The 15872-nt window shown below is 66.2% G+C and carries 17 protein-coding genes and 1 tRNA gene; 2 read left to right on the forward strand and 16 right to left on the reverse strand.

The window, feature by feature from the left end:
• Positions 1 to 40: 40 nt before the first annotated feature.
• The 7 genes from pth to BDO18943_RS32065 all read right to left on the reverse strand — a co-directional run bounded on the left by pth (position 41) and on the right by BDO18943_RS32065 (position 6017).
• On the reverse strand, positions 41 to 640 hold the full coding sequence (gene pth, locus BDO18943_RS32035) for an aminoacyl-tRNA hydrolase (RefSeq protein WP_089451303.1): 600 nt from the start codon (positions 638 to 640) through the stop codon (positions 41 to 43).
• A 121-nt stretch (positions 641 to 761) separates the two neighbouring features.
• Entirely contained in the window at positions 762 to 1367 is a 606-nt protein-coding gene (locus BDO18943_RS32040) for a 50S ribosomal protein L25/general stress protein Ctc (RefSeq protein ID WP_043187294.1), read from the reverse strand.
• 160 nt (positions 1368 to 1527) lie between these two features.
• Entirely contained in the window at positions 1528 to 2490 is a 963-nt protein-coding gene (locus BDO18943_RS32045; protein ID WP_043187297.1) for a ribose-phosphate pyrophosphokinase, read from the reverse strand.
• 44 nt (positions 2491 to 2534) lie between these two features.
• A tRNA-Gln gene (locus tag BDO18943_RS32050) sits at positions 2535 to 2611 on the reverse strand.
• Between the two features lie 55 nt (positions 2612 to 2666).
• The gene (gene ispE, locus BDO18943_RS32055; protein WP_174937826.1) at positions 2667 to 3548 is read right to left on the reverse strand and encodes a 4-(cytidine 5'-diphospho)-2-C-methyl-D-erythritol kinase; all 882 of its coding nucleotides are present in this window, start codon (positions 3546 to 3548) and stop codon (positions 2667 to 2669) included.
• A gap of 25 nt (positions 3549 to 3573) precedes the next feature.
• The gene (gene lolB / locus BDO18943_RS32060) at positions 3574 to 4194 is read right to left on the reverse strand and encodes a lipoprotein insertase outer membrane protein LolB (RefSeq protein WP_043187304.1); all 621 of its coding nucleotides are present in this window, start codon (positions 4192 to 4194) and stop codon (positions 3574 to 3576) included.
• Positions 4194 to 6017 (reverse strand): tetratricopeptide repeat protein, encoded by a 1824-nt coding sequence (locus tag BDO18943_RS32065; protein ID WP_043187307.1) that lies wholly within the window; start codon positions 6015 to 6017, stop codon positions 4194 to 4196. Before BDO18943_RS32065 ends, lolB begins: the two co-directional genes overlap by 1 nt.
• A gap of 86 nt (positions 6018 to 6103) precedes the next feature.
• Here BDO18943_RS32065 and mutM point away from each other — a divergent pair, with 86 nt between their 5' ends.
• Together mutM and mutY are read left to right on the forward strand one after the other, a co-directional pair.
• Entirely contained in the window at positions 6104 to 6931 is an 828-nt protein-coding gene (mutM, locus tag BDO18943_RS32070; RefSeq protein WP_175025445.1) for a bifunctional DNA-formamidopyrimidine glycosylase/DNA-(apurinic or apyrimidinic site) lyase, read from the forward strand.
• Positions 6932 to 6955: 24 nt separating this feature from the next.
• Positions 6956 to 8062, forward strand: a complete 1107-nt coding sequence (gene mutY, locus BDO18943_RS32075; RefSeq protein ID WP_060348972.1) for an A/G-specific adenine glycosylase — start codon at positions 6956 to 6958, stop codon at positions 8060 to 8062.
• A gap of 97 nt (positions 8063 to 8159) precedes the next feature.
• Here mutY and BDO18943_RS32080 read toward each other — a convergent pair whose 3' ends face one another.
• The 9 genes from BDO18943_RS32080 to lptC all read right to left on the reverse strand — a co-directional run bounded on the left by BDO18943_RS32080 (position 8160) and on the right by lptC (position 15870).
• A complete protein-coding gene (locus BDO18943_RS32080) occupies positions 8160 to 8795 on the reverse strand; it encodes an LON peptidase substrate-binding domain-containing protein (RefSeq protein ID WP_043187316.1) in 636 nt (211 codons plus the stop codon).
• 27 nt (positions 8796 to 8822) lie between these two features.
• Complete coding sequence (gene rapZ, locus BDO18943_RS32085) at positions 8823 to 9731, reverse strand: RNase adapter RapZ (protein WP_175025446.1); 909 nt, start codon at positions 9729 to 9731, stop codon at positions 8823 to 8825.
• A 75-nt stretch (positions 9732 to 9806) separates the two neighbouring features.
• Positions 9807 to 10775, reverse strand: coding sequence for an HPr(Ser) kinase/phosphatase (gene hprK / locus BDO18943_RS32090; RefSeq protein ID WP_011353227.1), 969 nt, complete (start codon positions 10773 to 10775; stop codon positions 9807 to 9809).
• Positions 10776 to 10904: 129 nt separating this feature from the next.
• Positions 10905 to 11444, reverse strand: coding sequence for a PTS sugar transporter subunit IIA (locus BDO18943_RS32095; protein ID WP_080741751.1), 540 nt, complete (start codon positions 11442 to 11444; stop codon positions 10905 to 10907).
• A gap of 168 nt (positions 11445 to 11612) precedes the next feature.
• On the reverse strand, positions 11613 to 11972 hold the full coding sequence (hpf, locus tag BDO18943_RS32100; protein ID WP_006477786.1) for a ribosome hibernation-promoting factor, HPF/YfiA family: 360 nt from the start codon (positions 11970 to 11972) through the stop codon (positions 11613 to 11615).
• Between the two features lie 158 nt (positions 11973 to 12130).
• Positions 12131 to 13636, reverse strand: coding sequence for an RNA polymerase factor sigma-54 (locus tag BDO18943_RS32105; protein ID WP_043187322.1), 1506 nt, complete (start codon positions 13634 to 13636; stop codon positions 12131 to 12133).
• 160 nt (positions 13637 to 13796) lie between these two features.
• A complete protein-coding gene (lptB, locus tag BDO18943_RS32110; protein ID WP_034189275.1) occupies positions 13797 to 14573 on the reverse strand; it encodes an LPS export ABC transporter ATP-binding protein in 777 nt (258 codons plus the stop codon).
• Complete coding sequence (gene lptA, locus BDO18943_RS32115) at positions 14570 to 15235, reverse strand: lipopolysaccharide transport periplasmic protein LptA (RefSeq protein WP_175025447.1); 666 nt, start codon at positions 15233 to 15235, stop codon at positions 14570 to 14572. Before lptA ends, lptB begins: the two co-directional genes overlap by 4 nt.
• Before the next feature lie 20 nt (positions 15236 to 15255).
• Positions 15256 to 15870, reverse strand: a complete 615-nt coding sequence (lptC, locus tag BDO18943_RS32120; protein WP_175025448.1) for an LPS export ABC transporter periplasmic protein LptC — start codon at positions 15868 to 15870, stop codon at positions 15256 to 15258.
• Positions 15871 to 15872: the final 2 nt, after the last annotated feature.

The following is a 15872-nucleotide window of genomic DNA, read 5'->3' on the forward strand; positions in this document are numbered from 1 at the left end:
GACGCCGGACGGCCCGATGCACCGTCGCGGTGCGACGCGGTCAGTTGCGATGCAGCTGCATCGTCGCGCGGTCGAGTTCGCCCTTGACGACCATCGGCATCACGGCGAGCGCGCGTTCGATCGACGCGTCGATCACGTCCTGTTCCTCGCGACGCGGCGGCTTCAGCACGAAGTTCGCGACGTCGGGCTTCGCGCCGGCGCGAGCACCTTCCGGAATCAGGTCGCGCGGATGGCCGATGCCGATCCGCAGCCGCCAGTACTGCTGCGACGACAGGTGCGCGGTGATGTCCTTCAGGCCGTTGTGGCCGCCGCTGCCGCCACCGAGCTTCAGTTTCACGGTGCCGGGCGGCAGGTCGAGCTCGTCGTGCGCGACGAGGATCTGGTCGGGCAGGATCTTGAAGAATTGCGCGAGCGCGACGACCGACTGGCCGGAGCGGTTCATGTAGGTTTGCGGCTCGAGCAGGTGGACTTCCTCGCCGTGCAGGCGCGCTTTCGCATAGAAGCCGTGGAAGCGGCGTTCGTCGCGCAGCGTCGTGCCTGCTTCGCGGGCGAGCTGGTCGATCAGCCAGAAGCCGGCATTGTGGCGCGTCGCGGTGTATTCCGCCCCGGGATTGCCGAGGCCGACGATCAGTTTGATCATGACGTTTCGAAGGCGGCAACGGCCGCCTGGGCGCAGAAAAAGAAAAACCCGCCGGGCAAGCCGCGGCGGGTTGCGTCGACCGTTTCGAGAAACGGATCGATGGGGCGCGTAAGCAGCCCGCTTAGGCAGCCGGCGTTTCGCCTTCTGCTGCGTCCGACACGGCACCAGCCGGGACCGTCGCCGATGCGACAACCGGGTTTTCCGCGTCGACGTGCGCGACCAGCGCGACGCCCTTCGGCAGCGTGATGTCCTTCGCGTGCAGCGATTGACCCGCTTCGATCTTCGACAGGTCGACTTCGAGGAACTCCGGCAGGTCAGCCGGCAGGCACTCGATTTCGATTTCCGTCGCGACGTGCGAAACGATCGCGCTCGACAGCTTTACAGCCGGGCTGACTTCAGCGTTCAGGAAGTGCAGCGGAGCCTTCGTGTGCAGCTTCTTCTTCGCGTCAACGCGTTGGAAGTCCACGTGCAGCACCAGTTGCTTGAACGGGTGGTATTGCACGTCGCGCAGCAGAACCTGTTGCGACTGGCCGGCCACTTCGAGGTCGAGGATCGACGAGTGGAAAGCTTCCTTCTTCAGGGCGTGCCACAGGGCGTTGTGATCGAGTTCGATCTTTTGCGGGGCTGCTTCGCCACCGTAAACGATACCCGTGGTCTTACCAGCGTTGCGCAGGCGGCGGCTCGCACCCGTACCTTGCTCTTGGCGCTCGAAAGCGACGACTTTCATGTGATTCTCCAATAGCTGCCCGCGACCAGGCAGTAAAACGGGGCCGTCAAACAGCGGCCCCCGATGAAACGGCGGGGTTTCGTCTATCCCGTCCGATTGTGCAAAAAGCGAAGCGTTGCCGCTTCGCTTTCTGCGCATGCTTTGTTCAGTCGATTCGCGATCAGGATTCCGCGAACAGCGACATCACCGAATCGCCGCGGCGGATCCGCGAGAACGTTTCGGCCAGCAGGCTCGCGCTCGTCAGTGCACGGATCTTCGAGCAGCCCAGCGATTCGGCGGACAGCGGGATCGTGTCGGTGACGACCAGTTCGTCGAGTGCCGACGCAGCGATGCGATCGGCTGCGCCACCCGACAGCACCGGGTGCGTCGCGTAGGCGAATACCTGCTTCGCGCCGCGTTCCTTCAGCACTTGCGCGGCCTTGCAGAGCGTGCCTGCCGTATCGACCATGTCGTCCATGATTACGCAGGTGCGGCCTTCGACTTCACCGATGATGTTCATCACTTCGGAGACGTTCGCCTTCGGGCGACGCTTGTCGATGATCGCGAGATCGCAGTTGAGCTGCTTCGCGAGTGCCCGGGCACGCACCACGCCGCCGACGTCCGGCGACACGACGAGCAGATCCGAGTAGTTCTGCTTGCGCAGGTCACCCAGCAGGATCGGCGTTGCGTAGATGTTGTCGACCGGGATGTCGAAGAAGCCCTGAATCTGGTCGGCGTGCAGATCCATCGTGATGATCCGCTCGACGCCGGCGATTTCCAGCATGTTCGCGATGACCTTCGCCGAGATCGCGACGCGCGCCGAACGCGGGCGGCGATCCTGACGGGCATAGCCGAAGTAGGGGATGGCTGCAGTGATCCGGCCGGCGGATGCGCGCTTGAGCGCATCGACCATGATCATCAGTTCCATCAGGTTGTCGTTCGTCGGTGCGCACGTGGATTGCAGGACGAAGACGTCCTTGCCGCGCACGTTTTCCTGGATCTCGACCTGGATCTCGCCGTCGGAGAAACGGCTGACCATTGCTTTGCCGAGGGGAATACCAAGGATATTGACGACTTCCTGGGCGAGCGCGGGATTCGCGTTGCCAGTAAAGACCATCAGGCCATCATGGCTGTGGCTGCTCATCGTGCACCTGCTTCAGGCTTGGGCGGGAAATGCGGGAAAATTTTTGGCAGGGGAGGAAGGACTCGAACCCTCGCATGCCGGAATCAAAATCCGGTGCCTTGACCAACTTGGCGACTCCCCTACACTTAACTGACTGCTTTACCGAACTCGTGTAGGCCGTTCGGCAAAGTAAAACTTCATGACGCGAAAGCGAAGAGCGGATGCTCGTTCAGGCTCTCGGCAACTGCACCATTCCAACCGGTGGGCAGCTTGGCTTGCGCCGCTTCTGCCTCATGTTTGCTGTGAAACGCTGCAAACACGCTTGCTCCGGAGCCGGTCATCCTCGCGGGGGTCACATCATACAACCATTTGACCACCTGCGCAACTTCCGCGTACTTACTTGTTACAACTTGCTGCATATCGTTCCGACCGAAACTATCTGGCCATCCCGCATCGCTGCTTTGCTGTGCAAGAAAGTCCGTAATTGTGACGCGCTTCGAATCTCTTGTCAACAACTCATCTGAAAATATTTCAGCGGTTGGGACGTGAACGCGGGGCGTTACAACCAAGAACCAGCGAGTCGGCAATTGTACCTCAGCTAATTCTTCTCCGATACCCTCTGCGAACGCATTTTTTCCAAAAATAAAAAACGGGACGTCTGCGCCGAGTTTTACCGCGAGCGACTGGAGCTCGGCACGCGGCAGGTCGAGTTGCCACAGGCGGTTCAGCGCGAGCAGCGTCGTCGCCGCGTCGGAACTGCCGCCGCCGAGGCCGGCTCCCATCGGCAGGCACTTGTCGATCTCGATGTCGACACCGTGCGCGGTGCCCGTATGCGCTTTCAGCAGGTTGGCCGCGCGCACGACGAGGTCGCTTTCCTCGGGCACGCCGGGCACGTCGGTGACGCGCGCGACGCGACCGTCGTCGCGCAGCGTGAAGTGCAGCGTGTCGCCCCAGTTCAGCAGCTGGAACACGCTCTGCAGATCGTGATAGCCGTTCGGACGGCGGCCGGTGATGTGCAGGAACAGGTTGAGTTTCGCGGGCGCAAGGCAGTTGCGCAGCGAGCGGGTCGAATCGGTCATGCGTATGTCTGGGCTAGGCGGGTGCTCACTGATCGAGCACGAGCTTGATGTCGAGCGGCGGTGTCGCGCGCACGAGGTTGACGCGTTTGACGCCCGTGGCCGGGGCATCCGCGTAGGCGAGGTAGTCGATCGTCCAGCCGTCCTGGCGGATCTGCTTGACGCGCGTGCCGTCGGCCGGATCGCGCACCGTCTCCGCGTGCGTCGCGGGCGCGGCGGTCGGCAGCAGCCAGTAGCGCAGGCCCGCGAGCGGCAGTTCGAAGCCGAGCGTTTTCTGCATCAGGTCGCCGACGTCCGGCGCATATTGCGTCGGACGGTTCGGCAATTCGAGCGACGCCGCCTGCGGCGTCGACTTCACGACCGCGAGCGTCTGGCCGAGCGGGCTGCGCAGCTCGAGCGACACGTCGTCGCCGTGCTCCTGCCAGTCGAAGTTGCCGTACACGTTCTGCTGCTTGCCGAGACGGTCGTCGTACTGCACCGCGAAGCGGCCATGGTAAGCGTGCGTTGCGGCAGTCTGCAGCGCCGCGCCGGTCGGCGCGTTTGCCGACGGCGGCGTGCTCGCGCAGCCGGCGAGCGCGAGCGCCGCGCCGGCTGCGGCCAGCGTGCGCTGCGCGCGGGAGGACAGGGAAAACATCGGGAACATCTGCATCAGAGACCGTTGATCTGGAGGCGTTTCAGCGTCTGCACGAGCGTGTCGTTGTCCGGCTCGAGCTTCTGCGCGGCACGCCACGCGGTACGCGCGTCGTCCTGCGCGCCGCTCTTCCACAGCACTTCGCCGAGATGCGCGCCGATTTCGGCGTTCGGCTGCAGTTCGTACGCACGCCGTAGCACCTTCGCCGCGCCGGCCGTATCGCCCATCCGGTACTTCACCCAGCCGAGGCTGTCCATGATGTACGCGTCGTTCGGCGCGAGCGTCATCGCCTTGTCGATCAGCTTGCTGGCTTCGGGCAGCCGCTGGTTGCGGTCGGCGAGCGAATAGCCGAGCGCGTTGTACGCCTGCGGATTGTCGGGCTGCGTGCGGATCAGCTCGCGCAGCTGCTTTTCCATCGTCGTGTAGTGGCCGGTCTTTTCGGCCGCCATCGCGTAGTCGTAGCGCAGGTCGGGATCGTCGGGGAAGTCCTGGACCGCCTGCCCGAGCCGGGCCTCGGCTTCCGGGTAGCGCTTCGCGGTGAACAGGATCGACGCGTCGGTGCGTGCGACCACGGCCGCATCGCGCGGATCCGTGATCGGCAGGTCGTCGAGCACCTTGCGTGCCTCGTCGGTCTTGCCCTGTTTCTGCAGCAGTTGCGCGCGCGTGATCTGCGCGGGGAGGTAGTGCTGGCTCGTCTGGTCGACCTTGTCGAGCCATTGCGACGCCTGCGCGTCGTTGTCCTGGTCGATCGCGATCTGCGCGAGGTAGATGTAGCCCTGGCCGACGTCGAGGTTCGGCTGCTTGTCGCCGAGCTGGACGTACTGCTTCAGGTAGACGGTCGCTTCGTCGAGCTTCTTCTGCTGGATCTTGATCAGCGCGAGCGCCATCAGCGGCGTCGGATCCTTCGAGTCGAGCTTGCGCATCGTCTCGAACTGCTTCTGCGCGTCGTCGAGGCGATCGTCGGCGAGATAGAGCTGCGACAGCGCGAGCCGCGCATCGCGCGACTTCGGATTCTGCTGAACATACTTCTCGAACGACGCGATGCCCGCCGCACGTTCCGCGGGCCCCATCTGCGACAGCATCAGGGCGGCCGGCAGGTAGTCGGGGCGGATCTGCAGCGCCTGCTTCAGCGACTGCGCGGCGCCGTCCTTGTCGTCGACGGCAAGCTGCTGGCGCGCGATCGCGAGCTGGGCCTCGGGCCGGTTCAGGTCGTTCTTCAGCATGTCCTTCAGCACCGCGAGGCCGCCGACGCGGTCGGAGCCGCGCACGAGCAGCGCCTGCAGCGCGAGGATCGCCGGGCCGCGCGTCTCGCCGGTCGCCCGTGCCAGCTCGCGCGCGAGCATCGGCTGCGCGTCGGCCGGCTTGCCGGCGAGCACCAGCAACGCGGCGTCGACCTGCGATGCGCGGTTCGAATCCGGGGAGTACTGGCGCCACAGGTTCGCGGCGGACAGCGCGTCGGCCGGGCTCTGCGCGCCGAGCGCGATCTCGGTCGCACGCTGCGCCATGCGCGGATCGCGCGTGTCGCGGGCGAGCGCGAGGTAGGTCTGGTAGGCCGGCGCCGGCTGGTTACGCTGGAGCGCGACCTCGGCGGCGAGCACCTGGTAGACGATCTGGCTCGTCAGCGGCACGCTGGGGAGATTCTTCTGCTCGTCCGGCATCACGTGCTCGAACGCGCCCTGCGGCTCCGCGTCGTCCGATGCCGGATCCTGCGCGTGGGCCGGGAAGGCGGTAAGGGTCCAGGCAGCAAACAACGCGGCGCCGAGTGCACGGCGGACCGGGAAGGCGCGTGCGCCGCGCTCGGCGGCGGGGCGCTTCTGAAGCAGCTTCGAGGGCAGGGTCATGGAAATCCGTTCGATGTTTCAACCGATTGTAACGCGCTCGCTACAATACACGCACGATCGGTAATCCAGTCTCAGACCCGCAAACAATGCCAGAGTTGCCAGAAGTCGAAGTCACGCGCCGGGGCATCGAGCCCTTTGTCGCAGGCCGCCGCGTCGAGCGTGTCGACGTCCGTACCGCGATGCTGCGCTGGCCCGTGCCGGCCGGGCTCGCCGAGCAGTTGCGCGCGCGCGAGGTGCTCGCCGTCGAGCGTCGCGGCAAGTACCTGCTGTTCGAGGTCGATGCGGGCTGGTTCATCGTCCATCTGGGCATGACCGGCACGCTGCGCGTGCTGCCCGCGGACGGCGTGCCGGCTGCCGCGAAGCATGACCACATCGACTGGATCTTCGACGAATTCGTGCTGCGGTTCCGCGATCCGCGCCGCTTCGGCGCGGTGCTGTGGCACCCGCGCGAAGCGGGCGACGTGCATGCGCATCCGCTCCTCGCGAGCCTCGGCGTCGAGCCGTTCTCGCCGGCGTTTACCGGCGCGCTGCTGCATGCGCGCACGCGCGGCCGCACCGTGTCGGTCAAGCAGGCGCTGCTCGCGGGCGACATGGTCGTCGGCGTCGGCAACATCTATGCGTCGGAGAGCCTGTTTCGCGCGGGCATCCGGCCGACGACGGCCGCGGGCAAGGTCTCGCTGCCGCGCTACGAGCGGCTGGCCGATGCGGTGCGCGCGACGCTCGCCGACGCGATCGAGCGCGGCGGCAGCACGTTGCGCGATTTCGTCGGCAGCAACGGCGAAAGCGGCTATTTCCAGCTCGACTGCTTCGTCTACGACCGTGCGGGCCAGCCTTGCCGCGTATGCGGCACGCCGATCCGCCAGATCGTGCAGGGCCAGCGGTCGACCTATTTCTGCCCGACGTGCCAGCGTTGAAACCTTTTTTCACGATTAGATAACTTGAAGCCGCCCCGCATCGCCCCCGCTCCGTTCCCCGTTACGCCGCTGCACCGCACGTTCGCCACGCGCCTGGTCGCGTGGCAGCGCGAGCATGGCCGCCACGACCTGCCGTGGCAGAACACCCGCGATCCGTACCGGATCTGGCTGTCGGAAATCATGCTGCAGCAGACGCAGGTGTCGACCGTCATCCCGTATTACACGCGCTTTCTCGAACGCTACCCCGACGTCGCCGCGCTCGCGGCCGCGCCGACCGACGACGTGATGGCGCTGTGGGCGGGGCTCGGCTACTACTCGCGCGCGCGCAACCTGCACCGCTGCGCACAGGTCGTCGTCGCCGAGCACGGTGGCGCGTTTCCCGCGACCCCCGACGCGCTGGCCGAACTGCCGGGCATCGGCCGTTCGACGGCCGCGGCGATCGCGTCGTTCGCATACGGCGCGCGCGCGACGATCCTCGACGGCAACGTGAAGCGCGTGCTGGCGCGGGTGTTCGGCGTCGAGGGCTTTCCGGGCGAGAAGCGGGTCGAGAACGACATGTGGGCGCTCGCCGAATCGCTGTTGCCCGACGCCGCGAACGCGGCCGACGTGAGCGCCTATACGCAGGGGCTGATGGATCTCGGCGCGACGCTGTGCGTGCGCGGCAAGCCCGATTGCGCGCGCTGCCCGTTCGCGGGCGACTGCGTCGCGCAATCGACGGGCCGCCAGCGCGAACTGCCGGCCGCGCGGCCGAAGAAGGCCGTGCCGACGCGCAAGACCTGGATGCTCGTGCTGCGCGACGGCGACGCCGTGCTGCTCGAGCGGCGGCCCCCGACCGGCATCTGGGGCGGGCTGTGGAGCCTGCCGCAAGCGGACGGCGACGCCGCGCTCGCGGAACTCGCGCGCGGCTTCGGCGGCGGCGGCACGGTGCCGCTCGCGCCGCTCACGCACACGTTTACGCATTTCCGGCTCGAGATCGAGCCGCGGCTGAGCGACATGGCCGACGGTGGCGGGCTGCCTTCGGGCGCGCGGGACGCGGACACCGCCTGGGTGCCGCTGAGCCGGCTCGACGCGTATGGCGTGCCGGCACCGGTGCGCAAGCTGCTCGATGCGCTGAGCGGGCCGCTGCTGTAACGAAGGGGAAGGGGCGCGCTCAAGAAAACGCCGGGCCGTCCCAAGTTTTCTTGACCCCCTCGGGGGGCCTGGCGCGGAGCGGCAGGTCTGGGGGCCTTTATAACCAGCCGTGCCGGCCGAGCACGTGGTGCACGGCGTCGATGCGCGCGCCGACGTCCGGAAACTCCATCAGCTTCTGCCGCGCGCGCAGGTCGAGCGGCAGCAGTTCCGCAAGGCGGTTCGACACCCAGCTCGGATCGTCGAGGCGGAACGGTTCGCCGAACGGCATCTTGCCCGGTTCGGACTTCTTCAGCGCGTCGATGATGCGCTCGAGCACCTCGGCGCACGAGCCGAATTGCGCGAGCGTCTGCTCGCCTTCGAGCGGGATGTCGTCGGGCAGCGGCTCCGCGATGCCGACCAGCAGCCCGTTGCCTTCGACGCGATACGACAGCAGCTCGAAACGCTGCGTGCCGACCGCCTGCAGGTACAGCATGCCGAATTCGCCGGTATCGCACTCGGTGATGCGCGCCATGCAGCCGATGGTCTCGGGCACCGATACAGCACCGTCCTGCGCGACTTCGGGCCCGCTCTTCAGCAGGCACACGCCGAACGGTGCGTCGTCGCGCAGGCACGCGCGGGACATGTCGAGATAGCGCGCCTCGAACACCTTGAGCGGGAGCAGGCCTCCCGGAAACAGCACCGTGTGCAGCGGAAACAGCGGCAGGTCGATCAGGGTGGTCGATAGGGAGGACATGGCGCGCGGGCGTTGGGGCGTGCGTCGCTAGGGTCGGTCGACCTCGGAGACGAGCCGCGACGACGCGTCGACATCCACTGGCGCGTCACGATGCCGCACGATCACGTTCGCCTCGTGCGCAAGGCGCGTGGCGAGCGTTTCCGCGATGAACACCGAACGATGCTGCCCGCCCGTGCAGCCGATGGCGACGGTCAGGTAGCTGCGGTTGTCATCGCGGAAGTGCGGCAGCCATTTCATCAGGAACGCATGGATGTCGTCGATCATCTGGTGGACGATCGGCAGTGCGTCGAGAAAGGCGATGACCGGCTGGTCGAGCCCGGTGAGCGGGCGCAACTCATGGTCGTAGTACGGATTCGGCAGCGCGCGCACGTCGAACATCAGGTCGGCGTCGAGCGGCACGCCGCGCTTGAAGCCGAACGATTCGAACATCACCATCAGGTCGTTGTTCTTCTGCTCGATGAAGCGCTTGACCCACGTACGCAGCGCGTTCGCGCGCAGCGTGCTCGTGTCGATCTGGTGGCCGAATTCGGCGAGCGGCGCGACGAGGTGGCGTTCGCGCTCGATCGCTTCCTCGAGCGACGACAGCAGGCCGACGTTCGCATCGTGCGACACCGAACCGGACAGCGGATGGCGGCGGCGCGTTTCGGAGAAGCGCTGGATCAGCGCCTGGGTGCTTGCGTTGAGGAACAGGACGCGCACGTCGTGTTCGCGCGACAGCTCGCGGATCAGGCCGGGCATTTCGTCGAGCGACGCACTCGAGCGCGCGTCGATCGCGACCGCGAGCCGGCGCTGGCCGTCCTCGGCGAGGTAGCGGGCAAGTTCGGGGAGCACGTGCGGCGGCAGGTTGTCGACACAGTAATAGCCTGCGTCTTCGAGCGCGTTCAGCGCGACGGACTTGCCTGAGCCGGAGATGCCAGTGATAAGGACGATGCGCATGGGAAGCAGAGAATCCTGACGTTTCATCATAGCACCGGCTCGACGCGTCGGCGTTGCGCGGCCGGCGCGTGCGGGTTACACCAGTTTGCCGGGGAACTGACTGTCGGGATCTTGCATCGCGAGTCGTTGCCGATCCATGAAATCGCGCAACGTGTCGATTCCGCGCAACTGCAGGATCGTGTTCCGGACGGCCGCCTCGACGAGCACCGCGAGGTTGCGGCCGGCCGCGACCTGGATCGTGACCTTGCTGATCGGCAAGCCGAGCACGTCGACGGTCTGGCTTTCGAGCGGCAGGCGCTGGAATTCGCCGTCCGGGCGCCGCACGAGCTGGACGATCAGCTTCAGCTTCATTTTCCGCCGCACGGCGGTTTCGCCGAAGATCGTCTTGATGTCGAGCAGGCCGAGGCCGCGCACTTCGAGCAGGTTCTGCAGCAGCGGCGGGCAACGCCCTTCGACGAAATCGGGGCCAAGTCGGACGAAATCGACCGCGTCGTCGGCGACGAGGCCGTGGCCGCGACTGATCAGTTCGAGGCCGAGTTCGCTCTTGCCGAGGCCCGAGTCGCCCGTCAGCAGCACGCCCATCCCGAGGATGTCGATGAACACGCCGTGCAGCGTCGCGCGCGGCGCGAGGATCCGCGACATGTAGAGCCGCAGGCTGTCGATCACCGCGGCGGCCGACATCGGCGTGGTGAACAGCGGGGTCGACGAGCGCGTGCAGCGCAACACGAGTTCGGGGGGCGCGGCGGCGCCGCCGGCGACGACGAGAAACGGCGGTTCGAGCGCGATCAGCTCGGCCATGTGGCGCGAGCGGTCTTCGTCGGTCTGCCGCTGGTAGTAGTCGATTTCGGCTTCGCCGAGCACCTGGATCCGGTTCGGGTGGATCAGGTTCAAGTGGCCGACGAGGTCGGCGCTCGAGGTGGCATTGCCGACGGTGTCGGCCGAAAAGCCGCGTTCCCAGCCTTCATGCCCCGTCAGCCAGCTCAGTTTCAGCGTGGCCGCGTTGTCGTCGAAGATGCTCTGGGCGTTGATGCTGGACGTATCCATGACTTTCGTCACTCCAATGGACCGGTGCGTGCGTGCGGCGACGGACATCGCCATGCCGGGCCGGCGCCGGGCGGCCCTGAACGGCGGCGTGTGCCGCCGCGTACGGGAAAATATTCCGCCCGGATCAACTCAAGGTTGCCACTGAGTGAGCAGGCGATGCAACTCGGCGACATCCGTTTCGTTGTGCAGACGCTCGCGCGCGTCGCGATCGGACAGCAGTTGCGCGATTTCCGACAGGATCTCGAGGTGCTGCTGGGTGGCTTGCTCGGGCACGAGCAGGAAAATCAGGAGGCCGACGGGCTGGCCGTCGGGGGCTTCGAACGGGATCGCATCGGCGAGCCGGACGAACGCGGCGAGCGGGTGCTTGAGACCCTTGATGCGCCCGTGCGGAATCGCGACGCCTTCGCCGAGCCCGGTCGAGCCGAGGCGCTCGCGCGCGAACAGGTTGTCCGTGACGGTGCTGCGGGCGATGCCGTTCTGATTCTCGAACATCAGCCCGGCTTGTTCGAACACGCGTTTCTTGCTGGTGACTGAGAGGTCGATGACGACGTTCTCTATGGGCAGGATTTTGGCTAGGCGATTCATGTTGGCAGGCGATTGGGCGGCCTGGGGTCTCCTTGCGGCGGCAGACTGATTACCCATGTTCGGCGATATCAAGGCGTTCGGCATCGGCAACCTGCAAGGCAGCTACCGCGTCCAGCGCCCCCCGGCGATAACCGGAACATTATAGAGCACAGCCGCGTGCGTGGCGCAGCGCGGACAGACCGGTTGCACCACTGCGCGGAGTCGCAAAAAAAACGCCCGGCGAACCGGGCGACGTGTGTGTTGCGGTGAAGGTTACTGCGGCGGCAGTTCGATCTGGTCGATCGACGGTTGAAGCTTGATCGGGTCGTGCGCGTGCGTTTGCAGGCGCTCCATGTGCTTGACGACCTGGCGATCCAGCTTGTCGATCAGCAGATCGATCGCTGCATACAGATTACCGTTGGCGCTTTCGACGAAGATGTCCTTGCCCTTCAGGTGCAGGTTGATTTCCGCGCGCTGCTGCTTGTCCTTTTCCTTGTGGTTGTCGACCGAGAGGATCACAGTGCCATCGATCACCTGATCGCTATGCCGTAGCACCCGGTCCAGCTTGGTGATCACGTATTCGCGAATTGCAGGCGTGACTTCGAGATGATGTCCACTGATCTTCAGGTTCATAGTGCTTCTCCAAGCGAGTGACCACCCGGCCGCATCGAGGCGGCGCTCCGGTCGACTTGCCCGTGCCGCACGAGGCGGCGTATCGCGGACAGGTCGCCCGGCCTGTTCCCCGTATGCGCGGTGGCCGGAACACGCCTGCCGCCGGGCAGGCAGCAGGCTTAAAGAGACTTGCGCAGATTCACTGCCGGGATCTTGAGGGCTTCGCGGTACTTCGCAACCGTGCGGCGCGCGACCACGAATCCTTGTTCTGCCAGCAGCTCGGCAATGCGGCTGTCCGAAAGTGGCGATTTAGGGTCTTCAGCTCCTATCAGTTGCTTGATGAGGGCTCGGATGGCTGTCGACGAAGCGGCGCCTCCGGTGTCGGTCGAAACGTGAGATCCGAAGAAGTACTTAAATTCAAGCGTCCCGAACGGGGTCAGCATGTACTTCCCGGTTGTCACACGGCTGACAGTCGACTCGTGTAGGCCCAGCGTATCAGCTATTTCCCGCAAAACCAAGGGGCGCATGGCAATTTCACCGTGCGCAAAGAAGTTCTTTTGACGCTCGACAATCGCCTGCGCGACACGCAGGATCGTGTCGAATCGCTGCTGGATGTTTTTGATCAGCCAGCGTGCTTCCTGGAGCTGCTGTTTGAGCGAACCGGCCGACGGATCGCCGCGGCTGTTGCGCAGGATGTTCGCGTAGAGGTTGTTGATCCGCAGGCGCGGCACGACCTCCGGATTGAGTTCCGCGAGCCATCCCTGGCCGGCCTTCTTCACGATGATGTCGGGCACGACGTAGTCGGCCTCGGCCTTGCCGTATGCGGCGCCGGGGAACGGCTCCAGCGAGCGGATCAGCGTGTGCGCGTCGCGCAGCGCGTCGTCGCTCGCCTTCAGGTGCTTGCGCAACCGCGTGAAGTCGCGGGCGGCGAGCAGTTCGAGATGCTGCGACACGATCTCGAGCGCGAGCGTGCGCGTCGGGGACGGATCGAGGCGCAGCAACTGCAGCTTCAGGCATTCGGAGGCGGAGCGGGCACCGACCCCGGCCGGATCGAAGCTGTGCAGCAGCGCGAGCGCCGCGTTCAGTTCGTCGCAGTCGATCTCCAGCTCGGGCGGCAGGTCGGCGAGCACTTCATCGAGCGTCGCGGTCAGGTAGCCGTCGTCGTCGAGCGATTCGATCAGGAACATCACGAGCGCACGATCGCGCGGGCCGGCCTGCGTGACGCGCAACTGCGCGGACAGGTGGTCGCGCAGCGACGTCGCCGCTTCCTGTACCTGCAGCGGGGGGAGGTCGTCGTCGTCGGATGCGCCGCTCGAGCGGCCGAATTCGTCGAGATTCCACTGCGGGCCGTCGTTGCCGTCACCGGACCCGTAACCGTCGTACTCGTCCGCGCCGGCCGGCTCGTCGCGCTCGGCGCGATCGCTCGACGAGCTGCTGCTGTTCGTCGAAGTGGGCTCGGTGTTCTGCGCGGGCGGCGTCTGCGCGATCAACGATCCGTCCGCTGCGACGCGCAGCGGGCTCGCGATCCATTCGTCGTCGTTCTCGAGCAGCGGGTTCTGCGCGACGGCCATCGCGACTTCCTGCTGCAATTCGAGCGTCGACAACTGCAGGAGCCGGATCGACTGCTGTAGCTGGGGCGTCAGCGCCAGATGTTGCGACAGGCGGAGTTGAAGGCTGGCTTTCATGGCAAGGAGGGAGTCATACCGGCAGTTTGCCACGACCCAGGCGCGTTGAGCCATCCGCGATTACGCGCGGCGCGCCGCCCGGCCGCGGGCATGGCCGCGAAGCGGGGCGCGGCCCCGCGCGGCGACGCCGGGCGGGGTGCAGCCAGCCACGAGGGGGGAGTTACATCCGGAAGTGTTCGCCGAGGTACACGCGGCGCACGCTTTCGTTTTCGATGATTTCGCTCGGCGCACCGGCGGCGAGCACCGAGCCGTCGCTGATGATGTAGGCGTGGTCGCAGATGCCGAGCGTTTCGCGGACGTTGTGATCGGTAATCAGCACGCCGATGTTGCGCTGCTTCAGGAACTTGACGATCTTCTGGATCTCGAGCACCGCGATCGGGTCGACGCCGGCGAACGGTTCGTCGAGCAGGATGAAGTTCGGGTTGGTGGCCAGCGCGCGCGCGATTTCGACCCGGCGCCGTTCGCCGCCCGACAGCGACAGCGCGGGGTTCTCGCGCAGGTGGCCGATCTGCAGCTCGTCGAGCAGCGCTTCGGTGCGCGACGAGATCGCGTCCTTCGACAGCCGCTTGCCGTCTTCGCCGTGCTGCAGCTCGAGCACCGCGCGGATGTTTTCCTCGACGGTCAGCTTGCGGAACACCGACGCTTCCTGCGGCAGGTACGACAGGCCGAGCGATGCGCGCTTGTGGATCGGCAGCAGGCTGATCGAGCTGCCGTTCAGCGAGATCTCGCCCGCGTCGAGCGGCACGAGGCCGACGATCATGTAGAACGACGTGGTCTTGCCCGCGCCGTTCGGGCCGAGCAGGCCGACGACTTCGCCGCTCTTCACGTCGAGCGACACGTCCTTGACGACCGTGCGCGAGCCGTAGCGTTTCTTCAGGTTGCGGACGACGAGCGAGCTCGTGGTGCCGGCCGGCTGGCGGTTCGGTAGCGCGTTCATTGGCCCGGCGCCCCCTGGATCGTGGTCGACGGCGACAGCTTCGCCGGCGCGCCGTTCAGCGGCGCAGGACCGCCGTTCTTCGGCGACAGCATCGCGCGCACACGGCCGTTCGGGTTGCCCGGCGCGGCGACGTCCTTGCCGCCCTTCGCGGTGTAGAAGTCGCGCTGGCCGTCGTACGTGATCACGCTGCCGTGCACGGTATCGGCAATCGTCGACGTGCCCTGCAGGCGGCGCACGGTCGCGGCGGTGGTCAGCGTGGTCAGGTCCTGCTTGCCGTCGTAGTCGATGCGCTCGGCGTCGCCGTCGATGTACTCGTCGATGCCTTCGCGCTTCTGGCGGAACGTCGCGTGCTTCTTGCCGCTGCCGAACGACGTGGCGTACTGATAGCCTTCCGGATCCTGGCGCACTTCGACGCGATCGCCCTTGATGACGATCGTGCCCTTCGTGATCACGACGTTGCCGGTGGCGACCGTGACCTGCTTCAGGTCGTCATAGGTCAGGTTGTCGGCCTCGACGTTGATCGGCTTGTTCTGGTCGGCCTTCTCGGCATGGGCGAGCGGCGCCAGCCCGACCAGCGGGAGCGCCACGAGCGCCGCGGCAAGCGCGGCGCGGACGGCGCGCGCAGCGCCGCCGGAAATCTGTCGAGGGAACGGTTCGTTCATGCAGTCACGTGAGGGAAGCGTCACTTGGGTTGACCTTTCGAGCCGCCGGACGTGTCCGCCGCGGCGATCGTGCCGCGCACGTTGCCGTAAAGCTCGATGACCCGGGTGACGTTGTTGTACTTCATGCCGTCGGTCGCATTGACGAGCGACAGGCCGCGCTGAAGTTTAACCGGCTTTTCGGTCTGGATCACATCGTCATTGACGAAGATCCGGAAATGCTGGGAATCGGCCTGCATCTGCGGATCGCCGCCGCCGGCCGCACGCAGGATGCGCGCGTCGTCGTACAAGTCGACGATCGACACGTCGCCGTTGACGGTGCCGCGCTTCGCGGTGGTTGTGACGACCGGCTTGCCGGGCTGGAACGCGCGCACGGCCGGATCGGTCAGGTCGCTGTCTTCAGTGTCTTCGTAATGGATCAGCTTCGCGGCCGTCAGCCGGTACTGGGTCGCGCCGGACTGGTCGAGCTCGGTGACCGAGAAGTTGTCGGCGAAATAGTCGGGCGTATGGCGCTTCGGCTGCACGGCGCCCTCGCCGGGCGGCGGCAGCGTGGCCTGCAGCAGCCACCAGGTGATGCCCGCGAGCGCGGCGACCGCGACGAGCGGCAGCAACTGGGTCCAGCGGAAGTGCTTGTTCATCC

This window comes from Burkholderia aenigmatica (genome assembly GCF_902499175.1).
Lineage (GTDB): Bacteria > Pseudomonadota > Gammaproteobacteria > Burkholderiales > Burkholderiaceae > Burkholderia > Burkholderia aenigmatica.

What these genes read in the sequence shown, in the direction of transcription:
- pth (WP_089451303.1), bottom strand. Translation starts at nt 640, where the DNA reads ATGATCAAACTGATCGTCGGCCTCGGCAATCCCGGGGCGGAATACACC.
- BDO18943_RS32040 (WP_043187294.1), bottom strand. Translation starts at nt 1,367, where the DNA reads ATGAAAGTCGTCGCTTTCGAGCGCCAAGAGCAAGGTACGGGTGCGAGC.
- BDO18943_RS32045 (WP_043187297.1), bottom strand. Translation starts at nt 2,490, where the DNA reads ATGAGCAGCCACAGCCATGATGGCCTGATGGTCTTTACTGGCAACGCG.
- ispE (WP_174937826.1), bottom strand. Translation starts at nt 3,548, where the DNA reads ATGACCGATTCGACCCGCTCGCTGCGCAACTGCCTTGCGCCCGCGAAA.
- lolB (WP_043187304.1), bottom strand. Translation starts at nt 4,194, where the DNA reads ATGCAGATGTTCCCGATGTTTTCCCTGTCCTCCCGCGCGCAGCGCACG.
- BDO18943_RS32065 (WP_043187307.1), bottom strand. Translation starts at nt 6,017, where the DNA reads ATGACCCTGCCCTCGAAGCTGCTTCAGAAGCGCCCCGCCGCCGAGCGC.
- mutM (WP_175025445.1), top strand. Translation starts at nt 6,104, where the DNA reads ATGCCAGAGTTGCCAGAAGTCGAAGTCACGCGCCGGGGCATCGAGCCC.
- BDO18943_RS32080 (WP_043187316.1), bottom strand. Translation starts at nt 8,795, where the DNA reads ATGTCCTCCCTATCGACCACCCTGATCGACCTGCCGCTGTTTCCGCTG.
- rapZ (WP_175025446.1), bottom strand. Translation starts at nt 9,731, where the DNA reads ATGCGCATCGTCCTTATCACTGGCATCTCCGGCTCAGGCAAGTCCGTC.
- hprK (WP_011353227.1), bottom strand. Translation starts at nt 10,775, where the DNA reads ATGGATACGTCCAGCATCAACGCCCAGAGCATCTTCGACGACAACGCG.
- BDO18943_RS32095 (WP_080741751.1), bottom strand. Translation starts at nt 11,444, where the DNA reads ATGCCGAACGCCTTGATATCGCCGAACATGGGTAATCAGTCTGCCGCC.
- hpf (WP_006477786.1), bottom strand. Translation starts at nt 11,972, where the DNA reads ATGAACCTGAAGATCAGTGGACATCATCTCGAAGTCACGCCTGCAATT.
- BDO18943_RS32105 (WP_043187322.1), bottom strand. Translation starts at nt 13,636, where the DNA reads ATGAAAGCCAGCCTTCAACTCCGCCTGTCGCAACATCTGGCGCTGACG.
- lptB (WP_034189275.1), bottom strand. Translation starts at nt 14,573, where the DNA reads ATGAACGCGCTACCGAACCGCCAGCCGGCCGGCACCACGAGCTCGCTC.
- lptA (WP_175025447.1), bottom strand. Translation starts at nt 15,235, where the DNA reads ATGAACGAACCGTTCCCTCGACAGATTTCCGGCGGCGCTGCGCGCGCC.
- lptC (WP_175025448.1), bottom strand. Translation starts at nt 15,870, where the DNA reads ATGAACAAGCACTTCCGCTGGACCCAGTTGCTGCCGCTCGTCGCGGTC.